The sequence below is a fragment of the Streptomyces sp. NPDC002742 genome (assembly GCF_042888885.1).
Lineage (GTDB): Bacteria > Actinomycetota > Actinomycetes > Streptomycetales > Streptomycetaceae > Streptomyces.
Genome location: NZ_JBIAQF010000003.1, coordinates 322,891 through 340,096, shown reverse-complemented (window position 1 = coordinate 340,096; position 17,206 = coordinate 322,891). Strand labels below are relative to the sequence as shown.

Here is a 17,206-nt window from a genome sequence, read left to right as displayed (position 1 = left end):
GGGAACGCTAGCCGCGCGCCTCGGCCTTGTCCCTGCCGGGCTCCGCCTCCGGGTCCGGCGCCGACTCGGCCGCCGCCGACTCACCGTCGGGCGCCGCCGTCGACACCGCGTCGGGCGCCGCCGTCGACTCACCGTCGGGTGCCGCCGCCTCCGCGGGCTCCCGTGCCTCCCCCTCGCTGAGTCCGAACCGGTCGTGGAAGCGCCGCAGCGGTCCGGGCGCCCACCAGGTGGCCTTGCCGGTCAGACGCATGACCGCCGGGACCAGCAGGCTGCGGACGACCATCGCGTCCATCAGCACGGCGAGCGCGACGCCCAGTCCGAGCATCTTGGTGTTGGCCACCCTGGAGGTGCCGATGGCGACCATCACCACCGCGAGGATGACCGCGGCGGCGGTGATCAGCCCGCCGGTGCGCTGGAGCCCGAAACGGACCGCCTCGCGGTGATCGCCCGTGTGGTCGTACTCCTCCTTGATGCGGGAGAGAAGGAAGACGCCGTAGTCCATGGAGAGGCCGAAGGCGACGCAGAACATCAGGACCGGGAGGGTCGTCTCGATCGAACCGGAACTGGTGAAGTCGAGGAGGCCGGAGAGGTGGCCGTCCTGGAAGACCCAGACCACCGCACCGAACATCGCGGTCAGGCTGAGCGCGTTGAGCAGCACCGCCTGGACCGGGATCAGCACGCTGCCGGTCAGCAGGAACACCAGGAACAGCGTGACGATCGCGATGAACGCGGCCGCCCACGGGAGCCGGTCGGCTATCGCGTGCTTGGAGTCGACCAGGACGGCCGCCGTGCCGGTCACGGAGGTGTCGAACGGGGCGTCCGCGGCCCGGAGTTCGCCCACCAGCCGCTGGGCACCCTCGTCCACGGCCTCGCCCTTCGGCAGCACCGAGAAGTACGCGGCGTCGCCCTTCACCAGGGGCCCGTCCACCCGCAGCACCTCGGGCAGCGCGGCGATCCGCTCCCTGTACCGGGCGTACTGGGTGTCGGTGGCCGCACCCTCGGCCAGGACCTCCAGAGCGCCGCCGGGGCTGCCCGGGAAGCCGTCCCGGATGTGCTGCTGGACGATGTGCGACTGCGCGCCCGAGGGCAGCTGGCGGTCGTCGGCCGTCCCGAACTTCACACCCAGGAACGGCAGTCCGAGGACGATGAGGCCGGCCGTGGTGGCCACCGCGAAGAGCGGCGCCCTGCGCATCACGAGGGAGGCCGTGCGCCCCCAGAGAGCTCCGCCGTCGCCCGGATCCGGCCTTCCCCGCCGGAACAGCCGCCGCAGGTCGAGGGAGTTCACCCGGTCTCCGAGGAGCACCAGCGCGGCGGGGAGCAGGATCAGGGCGGCGGCCGCGGCCAGCAGCACGACGGCGATGCCCGCGTAGGCGAAGGAACGCAGGAAGTACTGCGGGAAGACCAGCATCGCGGCGAGCGACACGGCGACCGTGAGGGAGGAGAACAGAACGGTCCGGCCCGCGGTGCGCAGGGTGGTGCCGACCGCGGTGCGCGGTGGGGCGCCGGTGGCCAGCTCCTCGCGGAACCTGCGGACGATGAACAGCGCGTAGTCGATGGCGAGACCGAGACCGAGCGCCGTGGTCAGGTTCATCGCGAAGACCGAGACGTCCGTGACCTCGGTGAGTCCGCGCAGCACGGCATTGGTGCCGAGGATCGCGATGATGCCGACGCCGAGCGGGAGCAGGGCGGCGACGGCGCTCCCGAAGACCATGACCAGCAGCAGGAGGGTCACCGGAAGGGCGATCATCTCGGCCCGGGTCAGGTCCTCCTTGATGGTCGTCTGCATCTCGTGCCGCACGGCGACCGGTCCGCCGATCTCGACCTCGACGGGACCGCTCTTCCCGCGGTAGGAGGGTGCGAGACGGTCCAGGGTGGCGGCCGCGGCCGTCTCGTCGCCGGTGATCCGGGCGGCGATCAGCGCCTCGTGGCCGTCGCGTGCCTTCAGCGCGGGTGAACCGGACTGCCAGTAGGAGCCGACGCCGGTGATTCCGGGCTCGGCGGCCAGGCGCGCCGCTGTCCGCTTGGCCTCGGCGGCGACCGAGGGGTCGTCGACCGAGGCTGCGCCCGCGTCGAGCAGGAGCAGCAGGTTGGGCTGCGAGGCGGGGAACTCCCGCTCCAGCGCCTTCGTCGCGTACGTCGACTCCGCGGTCGGGTCCTCCCAGCCGCCGCTGCCGAGCCGGTCCGCGACCCCGCTGCCGGCGACCACGGCGAGCGCGGTCAGCAGGAGGGCGACGAGCAGGGAGAGCCGTGGCCGTGCGGTCACGAACCGGGTCCAACCGCCGAGCCGCGCATCCCCGCCCGCGCCTCCGCCCGCACGCTCGACCGAGCCCTGGCTCCTGCCTCCACCCGAGCCCTGCCCCGAGCCGTGGCCTCCACCGCCGCCCGGACCCACACCCTCGCCCGCGCCCCCGCCAGGCCTCGCCCCGGGCCCGTCATCCGCGTCGTCGACTTCGGACATGATGCGGTGTCCCCTTCACCGTGACCCGATGACCCGCATCCGTGCAGGCATCATGGATCGCCCATTGCCATAGACTGGCAAACACGAGTCCTCGCTCGCGTTTTTCAAGAATGCGAGCGACCACTCGCGTTTGTCAATCGCGTCCCGAGAAGCTGGGGATAACCCGTGCCCGAGAAGCAGCAGACCGAGGAGTCGCCGACGCTGCAGCAGCGCGCCGAGGACAGGCCGCGCCGCCGTCAGGCCCGCGGCGAGCGCCGCATCGCCCAGCTGCTGGAAGCGGCGGCCTCGGTGTTCTGCCGGTCCGGTTACACGGGGGCGAGCACCAACGCCATCGCCCGCGAGGCCGGCGTCTCACCCGGCACGCTCTACCAGTTCTTCCCGAACAAGGAAGCCATCGCGGTCGGCCTCGGCGACCAGTTGCTGGAGCACTGGGCGCAGTCGCACGGACAGGCGCTCGCCCCGGAGAACATCGGCCTCCCGCTGGACCGGATGCTCGACGCGATCCTCGACCCGCTGATCGCGTTCAACGTCGAGAACCCGGCCTTCGCCGTTCTGATGCACGGCCCGGACACCCCGGGAGCGATCATCGAGGAGATCGGGACCGTGCACTGCACCCTCCTCGCCCGCGTCGAGGAGATGATCGCGACCCGCCTGCCGGACATGCCGTCCGAGCAGCGCACACGCACGGCGAACATGACGCTCCACCTCTTCAAGGCCGGCCTCACCCTGATCATGTCCCACGAGGGCGCCGAACGGGCCGCCTACGTCGCGGAGCTGAAAACGGTCATGCACCGCTATCTGGAGCCGCTGCTCGAAGGCGGGCCGCCGGCCGACCGCTGAGCCGCGCCGGACGGGGCGACGCCGAGATCCGGTCTGCGACATCGTGGACATCTGCCATAAGGTTCGGACAAATCGATCGGTGTTCCGCGGATCGATCCGTCCACGCGCCCCCGTGTCACGCATCCACGGGGCGCCCCGGGCGGGCCGGAACGCGGGTCCCCCTCCGAACCCGCGGGTCCGCCCCCGAAGGGACAAGGGATGACCGTGAGCCAGAATCAGCCGCCGGGCGCGCCCCCGGCCCGCATTCCAGGACCGCAGCAGCCCCCGCGGTCCCACCCCCGGATCCCGGCCGCCCCCACCCTGGAAGTGCCGCCCGGGCGTCGGACCGGCCCTCCGGGCGCCGACCGCGATCGTCACGTACGGGAGCGCCGGACCCGGGCGTGAACCTGATCCCCGGCCGCTTCCCGACCGGCGGCACCCTCGGCGGGCGGCCCGTTCCTCGTCGTGCTCGCGGGGGCGGCCCGGGCACCCTCGCCGACACATCGCGACCCTCGTTGGAGAAATACCCCCTAGGGGTATAATGTGGAGAGCGTCGAGGGAACCCTGGGTTCCCAGGGATCCCTCCGGCACACGCACACACCGGACGCCTCGACGAGGAGTAACGCCATGACCGCCCAGACCGGCACCCCGGGTTCCGTCACCACCGTCTACCAGGTGAGCGGCATGAGCTGCGGGCACTGTGAAGGCTCCATCAGCAGCGAGATCTCCGAGATCTCCGGCGTGAGCTCGGTGAAGGCCGTCGCCTCGACCGGCGAGGTCACCGTCGTCTCCGAGACCGCGCTCGACGAGAGCGCCGTGCGCGCCGCGGTGGACGAGGCGGGCTTCGAGCTCGTCGGCCCGGCCTGAGCGAGACCCCAGCAGCCCCTCTCCTCCACACCGGGCCGTGCCGACCGGCTGATACCGGCTCCGCGCGGTCCGGCTCATTCCTGGAGCCGGACCATGACCACCGCAGCACCCGAGACGCCCGTAGGCGCGACCTCGGACATCGAACTCTCCATCGGCGGCATGACCTGCGCCTCCTGCGCGGCCCGCGTCGAGAGGAAGCTCAACCGCATGGACGGGGTCACCGCCACCGTCAACTTCGCGACGGAGAAGGCCAAGGTCTCCTACCCCGAGGGGGTACGGGTCGCCGATCTGATCGCCACCGTGGTGAGGACGGGCTACACCGCCGAGGAGCCCCCGCCGCCCGCGGCGCCCGCCGCTCCCCAGGAAGCGGCCCCGCCGGCCGGCGACGACCCCGAGACGGCCTCGCTGCGCCAACGGCTGGCCGTCTCCGCGCTGCTCGCGCTGCCCGTCGTCCTCATGTCGATGGTCCCGGCCCTCCAGTTCGACAACTGGCAGTGGCTCTCACTGACACTCGCCGCGCCCGTCGTGGTCTGGGGCGGGCTGCCCTTCCACCGGGCCGCCCTGACGAACGCGCGGCACGGCGCGGCCACCATGGACACCCTGGTCTCGGTCGGCACCCTCGCCGCGTTCGGCTGGTCCCTGTGGGCGCTGTTCTTCGGCGACGCGGGGATGCCGGGCATGCGGCACGGCTTCGAGTTCACCGTCTCCCGTACGGACGGGGCGTCCACGATCTATCTGGAGGTCGCCGCGGGTGTCATCGCGTTCATCCTGCTCGGCCGCTTCCTGGAGGCCCGCTCCAAGCGGCGCGCGGGAGCGGCGCTGCGGGCGCTGATGGAGCTCGGCGCCAAGGACGTCCGGGTCCTGCGGGGCGGCCGTGAGGTCCGCCTCCCGGTGGCACAGCTGACGGCCGGCGACCGCTTCGTCGTACGCCCCGGCGAGAAGATCGCCACCGACGGGACCGTCGTCGAGGGAGCGTCGGCCGTGGACGCGTCCATGCTGACCGGCGAGTCGGTGCCGGTGGACGTGGGCGTCGGGGACGCCGTCACCGGTGCGACCGTGAACGCCGGGGGCCGGCTCGTCGTCGAGGCCACCCGGGTCGGCGCGGACACCCAGCTCGCGCGGATGGCCCGGCTCGTCGAGGACGCGCAGAACGGCAAGGCCGAGGTGCAGCGGCTCGCCGACCGGATCTCCGGGGTCTTCGTGCCCGTCGTGCTGGTCGTCGCTGTCGTTACCTTCGCGGCCTGGATCGCGGTCACCGGCGACACGGTCGCGGCCTTCACGGCCGCCGTCGCGGTGCTGATCATCGCCTGTCCGTGCGCGCTCGGCCTGGCCACCCCGACCGCCCTGATGGTCGGCACGGGCCGCGGCGCCCAGCTGGGCATCCTCATCAAGGGACCCGAGGTCCTGGAGTCCACGCGCCGAGTCGACACCGTCCTGCTGGACAAGACCGGCACGGTGACGACGGGCCGCATGAGCCTGCACGAGGTGTACGTCGTCGACGGCACCGCCGAGAAGGACCTCCTGCGGCTCGCCGGAGCCCTGGAGCACGCCTCGGAGCATCCGATTGCCCGAGCGATCGCGGCAGGCGCTCAGGAGCGCACAGGCGGCCTTCCCGCGCCGGAACACTTCGAGAACGTGCCCGGCCGCGGCGTACGCGGGCGGGTGGACGGCCACGACGTCACCGTCGGCCGCTTCCCGGGCTCACTCCCCGAACCGCTTGCGGACGCGAAGAGCGCGGCCGAGGCGGCGGGCCGCACGGCCGTCGTCGTCGCCCTGGACGGCGCGCCGGCGGGTGTCGTGACCGTCGCGGACACGGTCAAGGAGACCAGCGCCGAGGCCGTACGCGAACTGCGCGCCCTCGGGCTCACACCGATGCTGCTGACCGGTGACAACCGGGCGGTCGCCCAGGCCGTGGCGCGGGCGGTCGGCATCGACGCCGTCGACGTGATCGCCGAGGTGCTGCCCGAGGACAAGGTCGCCGTGGTGGAACGGCTTCAGCGCGAGGGGCGGACCGTCGCGATGGTCGGCGACGGGGTGAACGACGCGGCGGCGCTCGCCACCGCGGATCTGGGCCTGGCGATGGGGACGGGGACGGACGCGGCGATCGAGGCGAGCGACCTGACACTCGTGCGCGGGGACCTGCGGGTGGCCGCGGACGCGATCCGGCTGGCGCGCAGCACCCTGTCGACCATCAAGGGAAACCTGGTCTGGGCCTTCGGCTACAACGTGGCGGCGCTCCCGCTGGCCGCCGCCGGCCTGCTGAACCCCATGATCGCGGGAGCGGCGATGGCCTTCTCATCGGTCTTCGTGGTCACGAACAGCCTTCGACTGAGAGCATTCGCGTGACGACGGACCATGAGTCCCCCTAGAGTCCAACGCGAGCCTCACATAAGCTCTTCACAAGGCTCGCGCATCTTCCTTACGCTTGGTCCTCGATTCCCATACCGGGTCTCTTGCTTATCTTCAGGACATACGCAAGAGACTCAGATCACAGTGATGTGAACGTAACCACCGAAGGGGTTCGTCAGTCTAAGTTGGCGATGTCAGAAGCGTCTTGGGGGGCGTGACTGGCATCTGGGGATGTCTTGGGGGACGTTCCCGGAAATTGCGTCGCCGGGGCACGTACAGCGGGGAGCTTTGAGCGGCCCTCCCGATCCGTACGCGTCCCGGCAGATCGCAGCACCGCACTACGGCGAGCTCCGCTCGCCCGGCTACACCGCCGGCCTCGCGCCGGCACACAGCGATTCAGGCGCTGTCCCACAGACGCCCGGCCGGATCCCGTGGGGGGAATCCGCACCGGGACAAGGAAAGCGCCCTGACTGCCGGCCCGTGGGGGGACCAGTAGCAGGGCGCTTTCCGTTTTTTCGCCTTGATACGAGCTTCACCGGGCCCCTCGTACGGAGCCCGGTGGTCGTGTACGAGCCTCTAGCGGGCCTCGACCGGCACGAAGTCGCGCTCGACGACACCCGTGTAGATCTGCCGCGGGCGACCGATGCGGGAGCCGGGCTCCTTGATCATCTCGTGCCACTGGGCGATCCAGCCCGGCAGCCGGCCGAGGGCGAACAGGACCGTGAACATCTCGGTCGGGAAGCCCATGGCCCGGTAGATCAGACCCGTGTAGAAGTCGACGTTCGGGTAGAGGTTGCGCGAGACGAAGTACTCGTCGGAGAGCGCGTGCTCCTCCAGCTTGAGGGCGATGTCCAGCAGCTCGTCGGACTTGCCGAGAGCGGAGAGGACGTCGTGCGCCGCGGCCTTGATGATCTTCGCGCGCGGGTCGAACGACTTGTACACCCGGTGGCCGAAGCCCATCAGGCGGACGCCGTCCTCCTTGTTCTTCACCTTGCGGATGAAGGAGTCGACGTCGCCGCCGTTGGCCTTGATGCCCTCGAGCATCTCCAGGACGGACTGGTTGGCGCCGCCGTGCAGCGGGCCCCACAGCGCGGAGATGCCGGCGGAGATCGAGGCGAACATGTTCGCCTGCGAGGAGCCGACCAGACGCACGGTGGACGTCGAACAGTTCTGCTCGTGGTCCGCGTGCAGGATCAGCAGCTTGTCGAGCGCGGAGACGACCACCGGGTCGAGCTCGTACTCCTGCGCGGGGACCGAGAAGGTCATGCGCAGGAAGTTCTCGACGTACCCGAGGTCGTTGCGCGGGTAGACGAAGGGGTGGCCGATCGACTTCTTGTACGCGTACGCCGCGATCGTCGGAAGCTTGGCGAGCAGCCGGATCGTGGAGAGGTTGCGCTGCTTCTCGTCGAACGGGTTGTGGCTGTCCTGGTAGAAGGTCGACAGCGCCGAGACCACCGACGACAGCATCGCCATCGGGTGGGCGTCGCGCGGGAAGCCCCTGTAGAAGTTCTTGACGTCCTCGTGCAGCAGGGTGTGCTGCGTGATTTCGTTCTTGAAGGTGGAGAGCTCGTCGACGTTCGGGAGCTCGCCGTTGATCAGCAGGTAGGCCACCTCCAGGAAGGTGGAACGCTCGGCCAGCTGCTCGATCGGGTAACCGCGGTAGCGGAGGATGCCCTGCTCACCGTCGAGATAGGTGATCGCGGATTTGTAGGCGGCCGTATTGCCGTACCCACTGTCCAGCGTCACCAGACCGGTCTGGGCGCGGAGCTTGCCGATGTCGAAGCCCTTGTCGCCGACGGTGCTGTCGATCACCGGGTAGGTGTACTCGCCATCGCCGTACCGCAGTACTACAGAGTTGTCGCTCACGTCATCCCTCACCGACGTTGTGCCTCTTCTTCGAGGTGCCCTGACTGTCTCTACCATCCCCCATTTGGCCCTGGAGAGTGCACTCGGGGTCGACCATTGGGCCTATCGGCGGCACTCAGTGCCGCCAACCTGCTCATCCTGCCCCGTTCGTCGCGCAACCGGAAGTGCTCTGTGACCTTCATGACTCGTTTGATCGATCATTTTTTGTGACGGCCCGCGCGCCGCGCCCGAAAGGCCCCGTTCAGCGCCCGAACGGGCCGGTTCGCCTCGCGAGGAGGGGGTGGTTCACGAGCCGGACAGCCGGAAGTCCAGGGCCGTGCACCGGCGTCCCGCCGACACCGTACGCACCGCCTGGCCTATCGCCTTGCGCGAACCGACGAGGACGACCAGCTTCTTCGCCCGGGTGACCGCCGTGTAGAGCAGATTGCGCTGAAGCATCATCCAGGCGCCCGTGGTCACCGGGATCACCACCGCCGGGTACTCGCTGCCCTGGGAACGGTGGATGGTCACCGCGTAGGCGTGGGCCAGCTCGTCGAGTTCGTCGAAGTCGTACGGCACCTCCTCGTCCTCGTCCGTGCGCACCGTCAGGCGCTGTTCGACCGGATCGAGGGAGGTGACGACGCCCACGGTGCCGTTGAAGACGCCGTTCTCACCCTTGTCGTAGTTGTTGCGGATCTGGGTGACCTTGTCGCCGACCCGGAAGACCCGGCCGCCGAGCCGCTTCTCGGCGAGGTCCGGACGGCCGGGGGTGATGGCCTGCTGGAGCAGTCCGTTCAGGTGACCCGCGCCGGCCGGTCCCCGGTGCATGGGCGCGAGGACCTGGATGTCCCGGCGGGGGTCCAGACCGAATTTGGCCGGAATCCGCCGGGCCGCCACGTCGACGGTGAGCCGCCCGGCCTCCTCGGTGTCGTCCTCGACGAACAGGAAGAAGTCCTTCATGCCGTCGGTGAGCGGGTGCTGCCCGGAGTTGATCCGGTGCGCGTTGGTGACCACCCCGGACTGCTGGGCCTGGCGGAAGACCTTGGTGAGACGCACCGCCGGGACCGGGCCCCGGTCGGCGAGCAGATCGCGCAGCACCTCGCCCGCGCCGACGCTCGGCAGCTGGTCGACATCGCCGACGAAGAGCAGGTGGGCGCCCGGGGGAACCGCCTTGACCAGCTTGTTGGCGAGCAGCAGGTCGAGCATGGAGGCCTCGTCGACGACGACCAGGTCGGCGTCCAGCGGGCGGTCCCTGTCATAGGCCGCGTCGCCGCCCGGCTTGAGCTCCAGGAGCCGGTGCACCGTGGAGGCCTCGGCTCCGGTGAGCTCGGCGAGACGCTTGGCGGCCCGGCCGGTGGGCGCGGCGAGAACCACCTTGGCCCCCTTGGCGCGGGCCAGCTCCACGATCGAGCGGACCGTGAACGACTTGCCGCAGCCCGGACCTCCGGTGAGCACGGCGACCTTCTCGGTGAGCGCGAGCCGGACCGCCGCCTCCTGCTCGGGGGCCAGCTCCGCGCCCGTACGCCCCTTCAGCCAGGTCAGCGCCTTGTCCCAGACCACGTCGTGGAAGCCGGGCATCCGGTCCCGGTCGGTGCGCAGCAGGCGCAGCAGCTGCGCGGAGAGCGAGAGTTCGGCGCGGTGGAACGGGACGAGGTAGACGGCCGTCACCGGGTCGCCGCCTTCCGGGCCCGGAACCCTCTCCCGTACGACACCGGGGTCCTCGCCCTCCTCCGCGGGCGCCGCCAGCTCGGCCAGGCACTCGATGACCAGGCCCGTGTCGACCTGGAGCAGCTTCACCGCGTCCGCGATCAGCCGCTCCTCGGGGAGGTAGCAGTGGCCCTGGTCGGTGGACTGCGACAGGGCGTACTGAAGGCCGGCCTTGACGCGCTCCGGGCTGTCGTGCGGGATGCCGACGGACTGGGCGATCTTGTCGGCGGTGAGGAAGCCGATGCCCCAGACGTCGGACGCCAGGCGGTAGGGCTGGTTCTTCACGACCGAGATCGACGCGTCGCCGTACTTCTTGTAGATGCGGACCGCGATGGAGGTGGACACCTCGACGGTCTGGAGGAAGAGCATGACCTCCTTGATCGCCTTCTGCTCCTCCCAGGCGTCGGCGATCCTCCCGGTGCGCTTGGGGCCGAGTCCCGGGACCTCGATGAGCCGCTTCGGCTCCTCCTCGATGATCCGCAGGGTGTCAAGGCCGAAGTGCTGGGTGATGCGGTCGGCGAAGACCGGGCCGATGCCCTTGACCAGGCCGGAGCCGAGATAGCGGCGGATGCCCTGGACGGTGGCCGGGAGCACCGTCGTGTAGTTCTCCACGGTGAACTGCTTGCCGTACTGCGAATGAGAGCCCCAGCGGCCCTCCATGCGCAGGGACTCGCCGACCTGGGCGCCGAGAAGCGAGCCGACGACGGTGAGCAGATCGCCGGCTCCGCGGCCGGTGTCGACCCGGGCGACCGTGTATCCGTTCTCCTCGTTGGCGTACGTGATGCGTTCGAGCACGCCTTCCAGCGTGGCCAGTCGCCGCTCACCCGTCTGGGCGGCCCCCGCCTGATCGGTCATGATCCGAAGGTACCGCCCGCCTCCGACAGCGCCGTGGCACTGTGGACAACTCACCCCTCGGGGGCCCGCGGAAAATTTCGAGGGGCCCGGTCCTTCGACCGGGCCCCTCGGCTTTCCCCTCCGTGTCAGAACCCCCGCGATCCCCCCGGATCCCCCCTCCAAAGGTCCTGATGCCACGTACGACCCACGAGGCCGCGGAAGGGTTGCACGGACTTCCGAAGATTTTTTATCCGGCGTGCTCCAGGAACCGTCCCACCGTCTCCGCCAGCACCTCGCGCCCGCCCCGGGCCCACAGCCCGTCGTTGAAGAGTTCGACCTCGACGGGTCCCGTGTAACCCGCCGCCTCGACCATGCCCCGCCAGGCGCGGAAGTCGATCGAGCCGTCGCCGAGCTGGCCGCGGCCGTTGAGGACGCCCTCGGGAAGCGGGGTGGTCCAGTCGGCGAGCTGGAAGGCGTGGATGCGGCCCCCGGCCCCGGCGCGGACGACCTGGGCGGGGGCCGTGTCGTCCCACCAGAGGTGGTACGTGTCGACGGTGACGCCCACCTGGTCGGCGGGGAAGCGCTCCGCGAGGTCCAGCGCCTGGGCGAGCGTGGAGACCACGCAGCGGTCGGCCGCGTACATGGGGTGGAGCGGTTCGACGGCCAGCCGTACGCCGCGGGAGGCGGCGTACGGGCCCAGTTCGCCGAGCGCGTCGGCGATGCGCTCACGGGCGCCGCGCAGGTCCTTCGAGCCGGGCGGCAGGCCGCCGGAGACCAGGACGAGGGTGTCGGTTCCGAGCGTCGCGGCCTCGTCGACGGCCGCCCGGTTGTCGTCCAGGGCGAGCTTGCGCTCTCCCGGGTCGATCGCGGTGAGGAAGCCGCCCCGGCACAGGGTGGTGACGGCCAGACCCGCGTCGTGGACGAGTCTCGCGGTGGCGTCGAGGCCGTAGGACCGCACGGGTTCACGCCAGAGGCCGACGCCCGGGATCCCCGTCTCCAGGCAGGCTTCGACCAGTTCGGGCATCGACAGCTGTTTGACCGTCATCTGGTTGACGGAGAAGCGGGCCAGGCTGCTCATGCGGTCACTCCGTACAGGGCGAGCAGGGTCTTCATCCGGGTCTCGGCGCGTTCGGGGTTCGGGAACAGGCCCAGTCCGTCGGCCAGTTCGTAGGCGCGGGCGAGGTGCGGCAGTGAGCGCGCCGACTGGAGGCCGCCCACCATCGCGAAGTGCTCCTGGTGGCCCGCGAGCCAGGCCAGCAGGACGACGCCGGTCTTGTAGAAGCGGGTCGGGGGCTGGAAGAGGTGCCGGGACAACTCGACCGTGGGGTCGAGGAGTTCGCGGAAGCCCTTGACGTCACCGGTGTCCAGGACCCGTACGGCCCGCGCGGCGAGGGGGCCGAGCGGATCGAAGATGCCGAGCAGCGCGTGACTGAAGCCGCGTTCGTCGCCCGCGATCAGCTCGGGGTAGTTGAAGTCGTCGCCGGTGTAGCAGCGGACGCCGTCCGGCAGTCGGCGGCGCAGTTCGACCTCCCTGCGGGCGTCCAGCAGGGAGACCTTGACGCCGTCCACCTTGTCGGGGTGGGCGGCGATCACCTCCAGGAACACCTCCGTGGCCGCGTCCAGGTCGCCGTGGCCCCAGTAGCCCTCCAGGGCCGGGTCGAACATCGGGCCCAGCCAGTGCAGGATCACCGGGTCGGCGGCCTGGCGCAGGAGGTGGCCGTAGACGTCGAGGTAGTCCTCGGGTCCGGCGGCGGTCGCGGCGAGCGCGCGGGAGGCCATCAGGATCGCCCGCGCGCCCGACTCCTCGACGAGGGCGAGCTGTTCCTCGTAGGCGGCCCGCACCTCGTGGAGGGTGGCCGGGCCGGTGAGCTGGTCCGTTCCGACACCGCAGGCGATCGCGCCGCCGACGGCCCTGGCCTCGGCGGAGGACCGGCGCACGAGCTCGGCCGCCCCGGCCCAGTCCAGGCCCATCCCCCGCTGGGCGGTGTCCATCGCCTCGGCGACACCGAGGCCGTGCGACCACAGATGGCGCCGGAAGGCGAGCGTGGCGTCCCAGTCGACGGCGGCGGGCGTATCGGGCGAGACGTCCGCGTACGGGTCGGCGACGACATGCGCGGCCGAGAAGACCGTGCGGGAGGCGAGGGGTTCGCCGGCGGGGAGGAGGGCGAGGGGGTCGGTGCGCGGTTCGTAGGTCCGCAACCGGCCGTCGGTGCCGGGGAGTCGGATGGTCACAGCGAAATCTCCGGCACGTCGAGGCGGCGGCCCTCGGCCGAGGACTTCAGGCCCAGCTCGGCGAGTTGGACGCCGCGGGCGCCTGCGAGGAGGTCCCAGCGGTAGGGGGCGTCGGCGTAGACGTGCCGCAGGAACAGCTCCCACTGGGCCTTGAACCCGTTGTCGAACTCGGCGTTGTCGGGAACCTCCTGCCACTGGTCGCGGAAGGAGTAGGTGGCCGCGATGTCCGGGTTCCAGACCGGCTTGGGGGTGGAACCGCGGTGCTGGACACGGCAGTTGCGCAGCCCGGCGACGGCCGATCCCTCCGTGCCGTCGACCTGGAACTCGACCAGTTCGTCACGGTTGACGCGCACGGCCCAGGAGGAGTTGATCTGGGCGACCGCGCCGCCCTCCAGCTCGAAGATGCCGTAGGCGGCGTCGTCGGCCGTGGCGTCGTACGGCTTGTCGCGCTCGTCCCAGCGCTGCGGGATGTGGGTGGCGGTGAGCGCCTGCACCGAGGTGACCCGGCCGAACAGCTCGTGCAGGACGTACTCCCAGTGCGGGAACATGTCGACGACGATGCCGCCGCCGTCCTCGGCGCGGTAGTTCCAGGAGGGCCGCTGGGCCCGCTGCCAGTCGCCCTCGAAGACCCAGTAGCCGAACTCCCCGCGGACGGACAGGATCCGCCCGAAGAAGCCGCCGTCGACGAGCCGCTTCAGCTTGAGCAGGCCGGGGAGGAAGAGCTTGTCCTGCACGACGCCGTGCTTGACGCCGGCGGCGTGCGCGAGGCGGGCCAGGTCGAGAGCTCCGTCGAAACCCGTGGCGGTGGGCTTCTCGGTGTAGATGTGCTTGCCCGCGGCGACGGCCTTGCGAAGGGCCTCCTCGCGTGCGGACGTCACCTGGGCGTCGAAGTAGAGGTCGACGGACGGGTCGGCGAGGACCGCGTCCAGGTCCGTCGACCAGTGGTCGAGGCCGTGCCGCTCGGCGAGCGCCTTCACGGCGTGCTCCCGGCGGCCGACGAGGACGGGCTCGGGCCACAGCACGGTGCCGTCGCCGAGGTCGAGACCGCCCTGGTCGCGCAGGGCGAGGATCGAGCGGACCAGATGCTGGCGGTAGCCCATGCGTCCCGTCACGCCGTTCATGGCGATCCGCACCGTCTTGCGTGTCACGTCATTCCCTTCGTACGCGTCAGGCGCCGAGCGCGCTCACAGGTGAGCGTGGCAGCAAGCGCTTTCTATCCGTTGAGAAGCTAGCCTCTCTGCAGCGGTCCGGACAAGACCACCGTGAAGTCGAGTTGTTCGAGGGGGCGAACAACGGGGGCCGTTGGCCGTATGGTCTGCACGGACCCTGCCCACAGGAAGCGGCGTACCCGGCCTTCGGCTCCGTGTTCGACGCCGTACGACGAGGCATGACCAGGCACGACGACGTACGACACGTACGAAGTGGTACGACGAGACGCGCGACCGGAGGACGACGAGATGACGGTGACCCTGGCGGACGTGGCGGCCCGCGCGCAGGTCTCTCCCGCGACGGTGTCGCGCGTGCTGAACGGGAACTATCCCGTGGCCTCCTCCACCCGTGAGCGGGTACTGCGCGCGGTGGACGAGCTGGACTATGTGCTGAACGGTCCCGCGAGCTCGCTGGCCGCGGCGACCTCCGACCTCGTCGGCATCCTGGTCAACGACATCGCCGACCCCTTCTTCGGGATCATGGCGGCCGCGATCCAGTCGGAGATCGGCGGTCCCGGGGGGCGCGCGGGCGGGGAGCGGCTCGGGGTCGTCTGCAACACCGGCGGCTCCCCCGAGCGCGAACTCACCTATCTCACGCTCCTTCAGCGCCAACGCGCGGCCGCGGTCGTGCTCACCGGCGGCGCCATAGAGGACACCGCCCACGCCGGCGCCGTGGCGGCGAAGCTGCGCAGACTGGCGGAGGCGGGCACCCGGGTCGTGCTGTGCGGGCGGCCGCCCGCGCCCGAGGCACCCGATGCGATCGCGCTGACCTTCGACAACCGCGGCGGCGGCAAGCAGCTCACCGAGCATCTGATCGGACTCGGCCACCGGTGGCTCGGCTACATCGCGGGCCCCGAGGAACGCACGACGACCCGTCACCGGCTGGAGGGGCACCGCGCCGCGCTCGACGCCCACGGCATCGGGGACGACCCCAGGCGTACCGTGCACGGCCGCTACGACCGCCGCGCCGGTTACGAGGCGACGCTCGAACTCCTGCGCCGCGACCCCTCGTTGACGGCCGTCGTCGCCGCGAACGACACCGTGGCGCTGGGCGCGTGCGCCGCCCTGCGCGACTCCGGGCTGCGCATCCCGGACGACGTGTCCGTCGCGGGCTTCGACGATCTGCCGTTCAGCATCGACGCCGTACCCGCCCTCACGACCGTACGCCTGCCGCTCTCCGAGGCGGGCGCCCGCGCCGGGCGGATCGCCATGGGCCGCGAGGAGCCGCCGCCGGGCGGGATCGCGACGGTGCGGGGGGAGCTGATGGTGCGGGGGTCCACCGGGGTTCCCCGGGCCGACCTCTCCTTTCCCGGGGCACCCCGGGGCTGACCTTCCCTCGCCGGGGCGCCCCGGGACACCGGGAGATGATCACCGTTTCCGGGAGAACCCGGGCCGGACTCCTTGTCGGGACAACCCGGCCGGACTCCGTTCCCAGGCACCCCGAGACCGGCCTCTCCTCGCCGGGCTGCCCCGGACACCCGGGGCCGATCACCGTTGTCGGGACACCCCGGCCGGACTCCCCTCGCCCGAACACCCCCGACACCCAGGGCCGATCACCGTTGCCGGAACACCCCGGCCGGACTCCGTTCCCAGGCACCCCGAGACCGGCCTCTCCTCGCCGGGCTGCCCCCGACACCCGGGGCCGATCACCGTTGCGCGGCGAGAGCGGCGCGGAAGGAGGGTGCTGGGGGATAGGCGGCTCGATGTGGGGCGTTCTATGCTCGGGGCAGTTGCTTCTCTGACTGAGTCAGCTATCCGGGCAGAGCAGGCCACCGCGACCATCCTGAGCCGACCTCCGGGGCCGATCATGACCATTCAGGACATCCGTTCCTTCAACCGCTTCTACACGAACGTCATCGGCGCGCTCGACTACGGCCGCCATCTCTACGCGCCGTACACGCTGACCGAGTCCCGCGTCCTCTACGAGCTGGCGCACACGCCCCAGACCGACGCCGCCGATCTCCGGGCCGAACTCTCGCTGGACTCCGGCTATCTGAGCCGGATTCTGAACAAGTTCGAGCAGGACGGGCTGGTCGAGCGCGCCGCGTCCGAGAAGGACCCCCGGCGTCGCCGGATCACACTCACCGGGCCCGGCAGGGAGGCCGCCGGTCTGCTCGACGAGCGGGCGCGCCAGACCGTGGCTTCGCAGCTGGCGACCGTGGCCCCCGCCGACCGGCCACGGCTCGCGGAGGCGATGCGAACGGTGCGGACACTCCTGGGCGACGGGCGGGCCGCGCCCCGCCGCGAGGATGTCGTCCTGCGCGAACCGGGCCCCGGCGACCTCGGCTGGATCGTGCAGCGCAACGCGGCGCTGTACGCGGCCGAGTACGGCTGGAACGCCGACTACGAGGGTCTGGTCGCGAGGATCGTCGCCGACTTCGCCGAGGATCACGACCCCCACCTGGAGCGGGTGTGGATCGCCGAGCTCGACGGGCGGCCCGTCGGATGCGTGATGTGCGTACGGGACGACGCTCCCGGCACGGCCCGCCTCCGACTGCTGATCGTCGAGCCGGAGACGCGCGGGCTCGGCATCGGCGACCGTCTCGTCGGGGCCGTCATCGACTTCGCGCGCGGTGTCGGCTATCACGACCTCGTCCTGTGGACCAACGACATCCTGGCCGCCGCGCGCCGCGTCTACCAGCGTCACGGCTTCGTCCTGGTCGCCGAGAAACCGCACCGGTCCTTCGGGGCGGATCTGGTGGGCCAGGACTGGCGGCTGGACCTGCGCGCCGGACCGGAGTGACACGGACCGGGGCGACACGGACCGGAGTGACGCGGACCGGATGCCCGCCGAGGGGACTGGGCGGGCGTCCACGGGCGGGTTCGGGCCGACGTCCGCCAGGGGCGCGGGAGGAGGTCCGCCGAGGCGCGGGAAGGATCTGGCGGT

At 71.1% G+C, this 17,206-nt stretch carries 11 protein-coding genes; 5 read left to right on the top strand and 6 right to left on the bottom strand.

Going from position 1 to position 17,206, the window contains the following annotated elements; all coding sequences use genetic code 11:
• Positions 1–7: 7 nt before the first annotated feature.
• Positions 8–2,458, bottom strand: a complete 2,451-nt coding sequence (locus ACFYW8_RS06790; protein ID WP_389068647.1) for an MMPL family transporter — start codon at positions 2,456–2,458, stop codon at positions 8–10.
• Positions 2,459–2,623: 165 nt separating this feature from the next.
• Here ACFYW8_RS06790 and ACFYW8_RS06785 point away from each other — a divergent pair, with 165 nt between their 5' ends.
• The 3 genes from ACFYW8_RS06785 (at position 2,624) to ACFYW8_RS06775 (ending at position 6,490) form a co-directional block, all read left to right on the top strand.
• On the top strand, positions 2,624–3,298 hold the full coding sequence (locus tag ACFYW8_RS06785; RefSeq protein WP_389068646.1) for a TetR family transcriptional regulator: 675 nt from the start codon (positions 2,624–2,626) through the stop codon (positions 3,296–3,298).
• Positions 3,299–3,904: 606 nt separating this feature from the next.
• Complete coding sequence (locus ACFYW8_RS06780; RefSeq protein ID WP_389068645.1) at positions 3,905–4,144, top strand: heavy-metal-associated domain-containing protein; 240 nt, start codon at positions 3,905–3,907, stop codon at positions 4,142–4,144.
• A gap of 93 nt (positions 4,145–4,237) precedes the next feature.
• Positions 4,238–6,490, top strand: a complete 2,253-nt coding sequence (locus ACFYW8_RS06775; RefSeq protein WP_389068644.1) for a heavy metal translocating P-type ATPase — start codon at positions 4,238–4,240, stop codon at positions 6,488–6,490.
• Positions 6,491–7,069: 579 nt separating this feature from the next.
• Here the strand turns inward: ACFYW8_RS06775 and ACFYW8_RS06770 are convergent.
• From ACFYW8_RS06770 to ACFYW8_RS06750, 5 genes are all read right to left on the bottom strand, one after another.
• Entirely contained in the window at positions 7,070–8,359 is a 1,290-nt protein-coding gene (locus tag ACFYW8_RS06770) for a citrate synthase (RefSeq protein ID WP_261703533.1), read from the bottom strand.
• A gap of 285 nt (positions 8,360–8,644) precedes the next feature.
• Positions 8,645–10,900, bottom strand: a complete 2,256-nt coding sequence (locus ACFYW8_RS06765) for an ATP-dependent RecD-like DNA helicase (protein ID WP_389068643.1) — start codon at positions 10,898–10,900, stop codon at positions 8,645–8,647.
• Between the two features lie 226 nt (positions 10,901–11,126).
• Entirely contained in the window at positions 11,127–11,957 is an 831-nt protein-coding gene (locus tag ACFYW8_RS06760; RefSeq protein WP_389068642.1) for a sugar phosphate isomerase/epimerase family protein, read from the bottom strand.
• Positions 11,954–13,111, bottom strand: coding sequence for a dihydrodipicolinate synthase family protein (locus ACFYW8_RS06755; protein ID WP_389068641.1), 1,158 nt, complete (start codon positions 13,109–13,111; stop codon positions 11,954–11,956). The genes ACFYW8_RS06760 and ACFYW8_RS06755 overlap by 4 nt, the downstream gene beginning before the upstream one ends.
• The gene (locus tag ACFYW8_RS06750) at positions 13,108–14,259 is read right to left on the bottom strand and encodes a Gfo/Idh/MocA family protein (RefSeq protein ID WP_389068640.1); all 1,152 of its coding nucleotides are present in this window, start codon (positions 14,257–14,259) and stop codon (positions 13,108–13,110) included. The genes ACFYW8_RS06755 and ACFYW8_RS06750 overlap by 4 nt, the downstream gene beginning before the upstream one ends.
• A gap of 309 nt (positions 14,260–14,568) precedes the next feature.
• Here ACFYW8_RS06750 and ACFYW8_RS06745 point away from each other — a divergent pair, with 309 nt between their 5' ends.
• Both ACFYW8_RS06745 and ACFYW8_RS06740 read left to right on the top strand, forming a co-directional pair.
• Positions 14,569–15,648: a LacI family DNA-binding transcriptional regulator gene (locus ACFYW8_RS06745; RefSeq protein WP_389068639.1), complete on the top strand. Its 1,080-nt coding sequence runs from the start codon at positions 14,569–14,571 to the stop codon at positions 15,646–15,648.
• Positions 15,649–16,126: 478 nt separating this feature from the next.
• Positions 16,127–17,062: a GNAT family N-acetyltransferase gene (locus ACFYW8_RS06740; RefSeq protein ID WP_389068638.1), complete on the top strand. Its 936-nt coding sequence runs from the start codon at positions 16,127–16,129 to the stop codon at positions 17,060–17,062.
• Positions 17,063–17,206 lie beyond the last annotated feature (144 nt).

What these genes read in the sequence shown, in the direction of transcription:
- ACFYW8_RS06760 (WP_389068642.1), bottom strand. Translation starts at nt 11,957, where the DNA reads ATGAGCAGCCTGGCCCGCTTCTCCGTCAACCAGATGACGGTCAAACAG.
- ACFYW8_RS06765 (WP_389068643.1), bottom strand. Translation starts at nt 10,900, where the DNA reads ATGACCGATCAGGCGGGGGCCGCCCAGACGGGTGAGCGGCGACTGGCC.
- ACFYW8_RS06780 (WP_389068645.1), top strand. Translation starts at nt 3,905, where the DNA reads ATGACCGCCCAGACCGGCACCCCGGGTTCCGTCACCACCGTCTACCAG.
- ACFYW8_RS06790 (WP_389068647.1), bottom strand. Translation starts at nt 2,458, where the DNA reads ATGTCCGAAGTCGACGACGCGGATGACGGGCCCGGGGCGAGGCCTGGC.
- ACFYW8_RS06745 (WP_389068639.1), top strand. Translation starts at nt 14,569, where the DNA reads ATGACGGTGACCCTGGCGGACGTGGCGGCCCGCGCGCAGGTCTCTCCC.
- ACFYW8_RS06775 (WP_389068644.1), top strand. Translation starts at nt 4,238, where the DNA reads ATGACCACCGCAGCACCCGAGACGCCCGTAGGCGCGACCTCGGACATC.
- ACFYW8_RS06740 (WP_389068638.1), top strand. Translation starts at nt 16,127, where the DNA reads ATGACCATTCAGGACATCCGTTCCTTCAACCGCTTCTACACGAACGTC.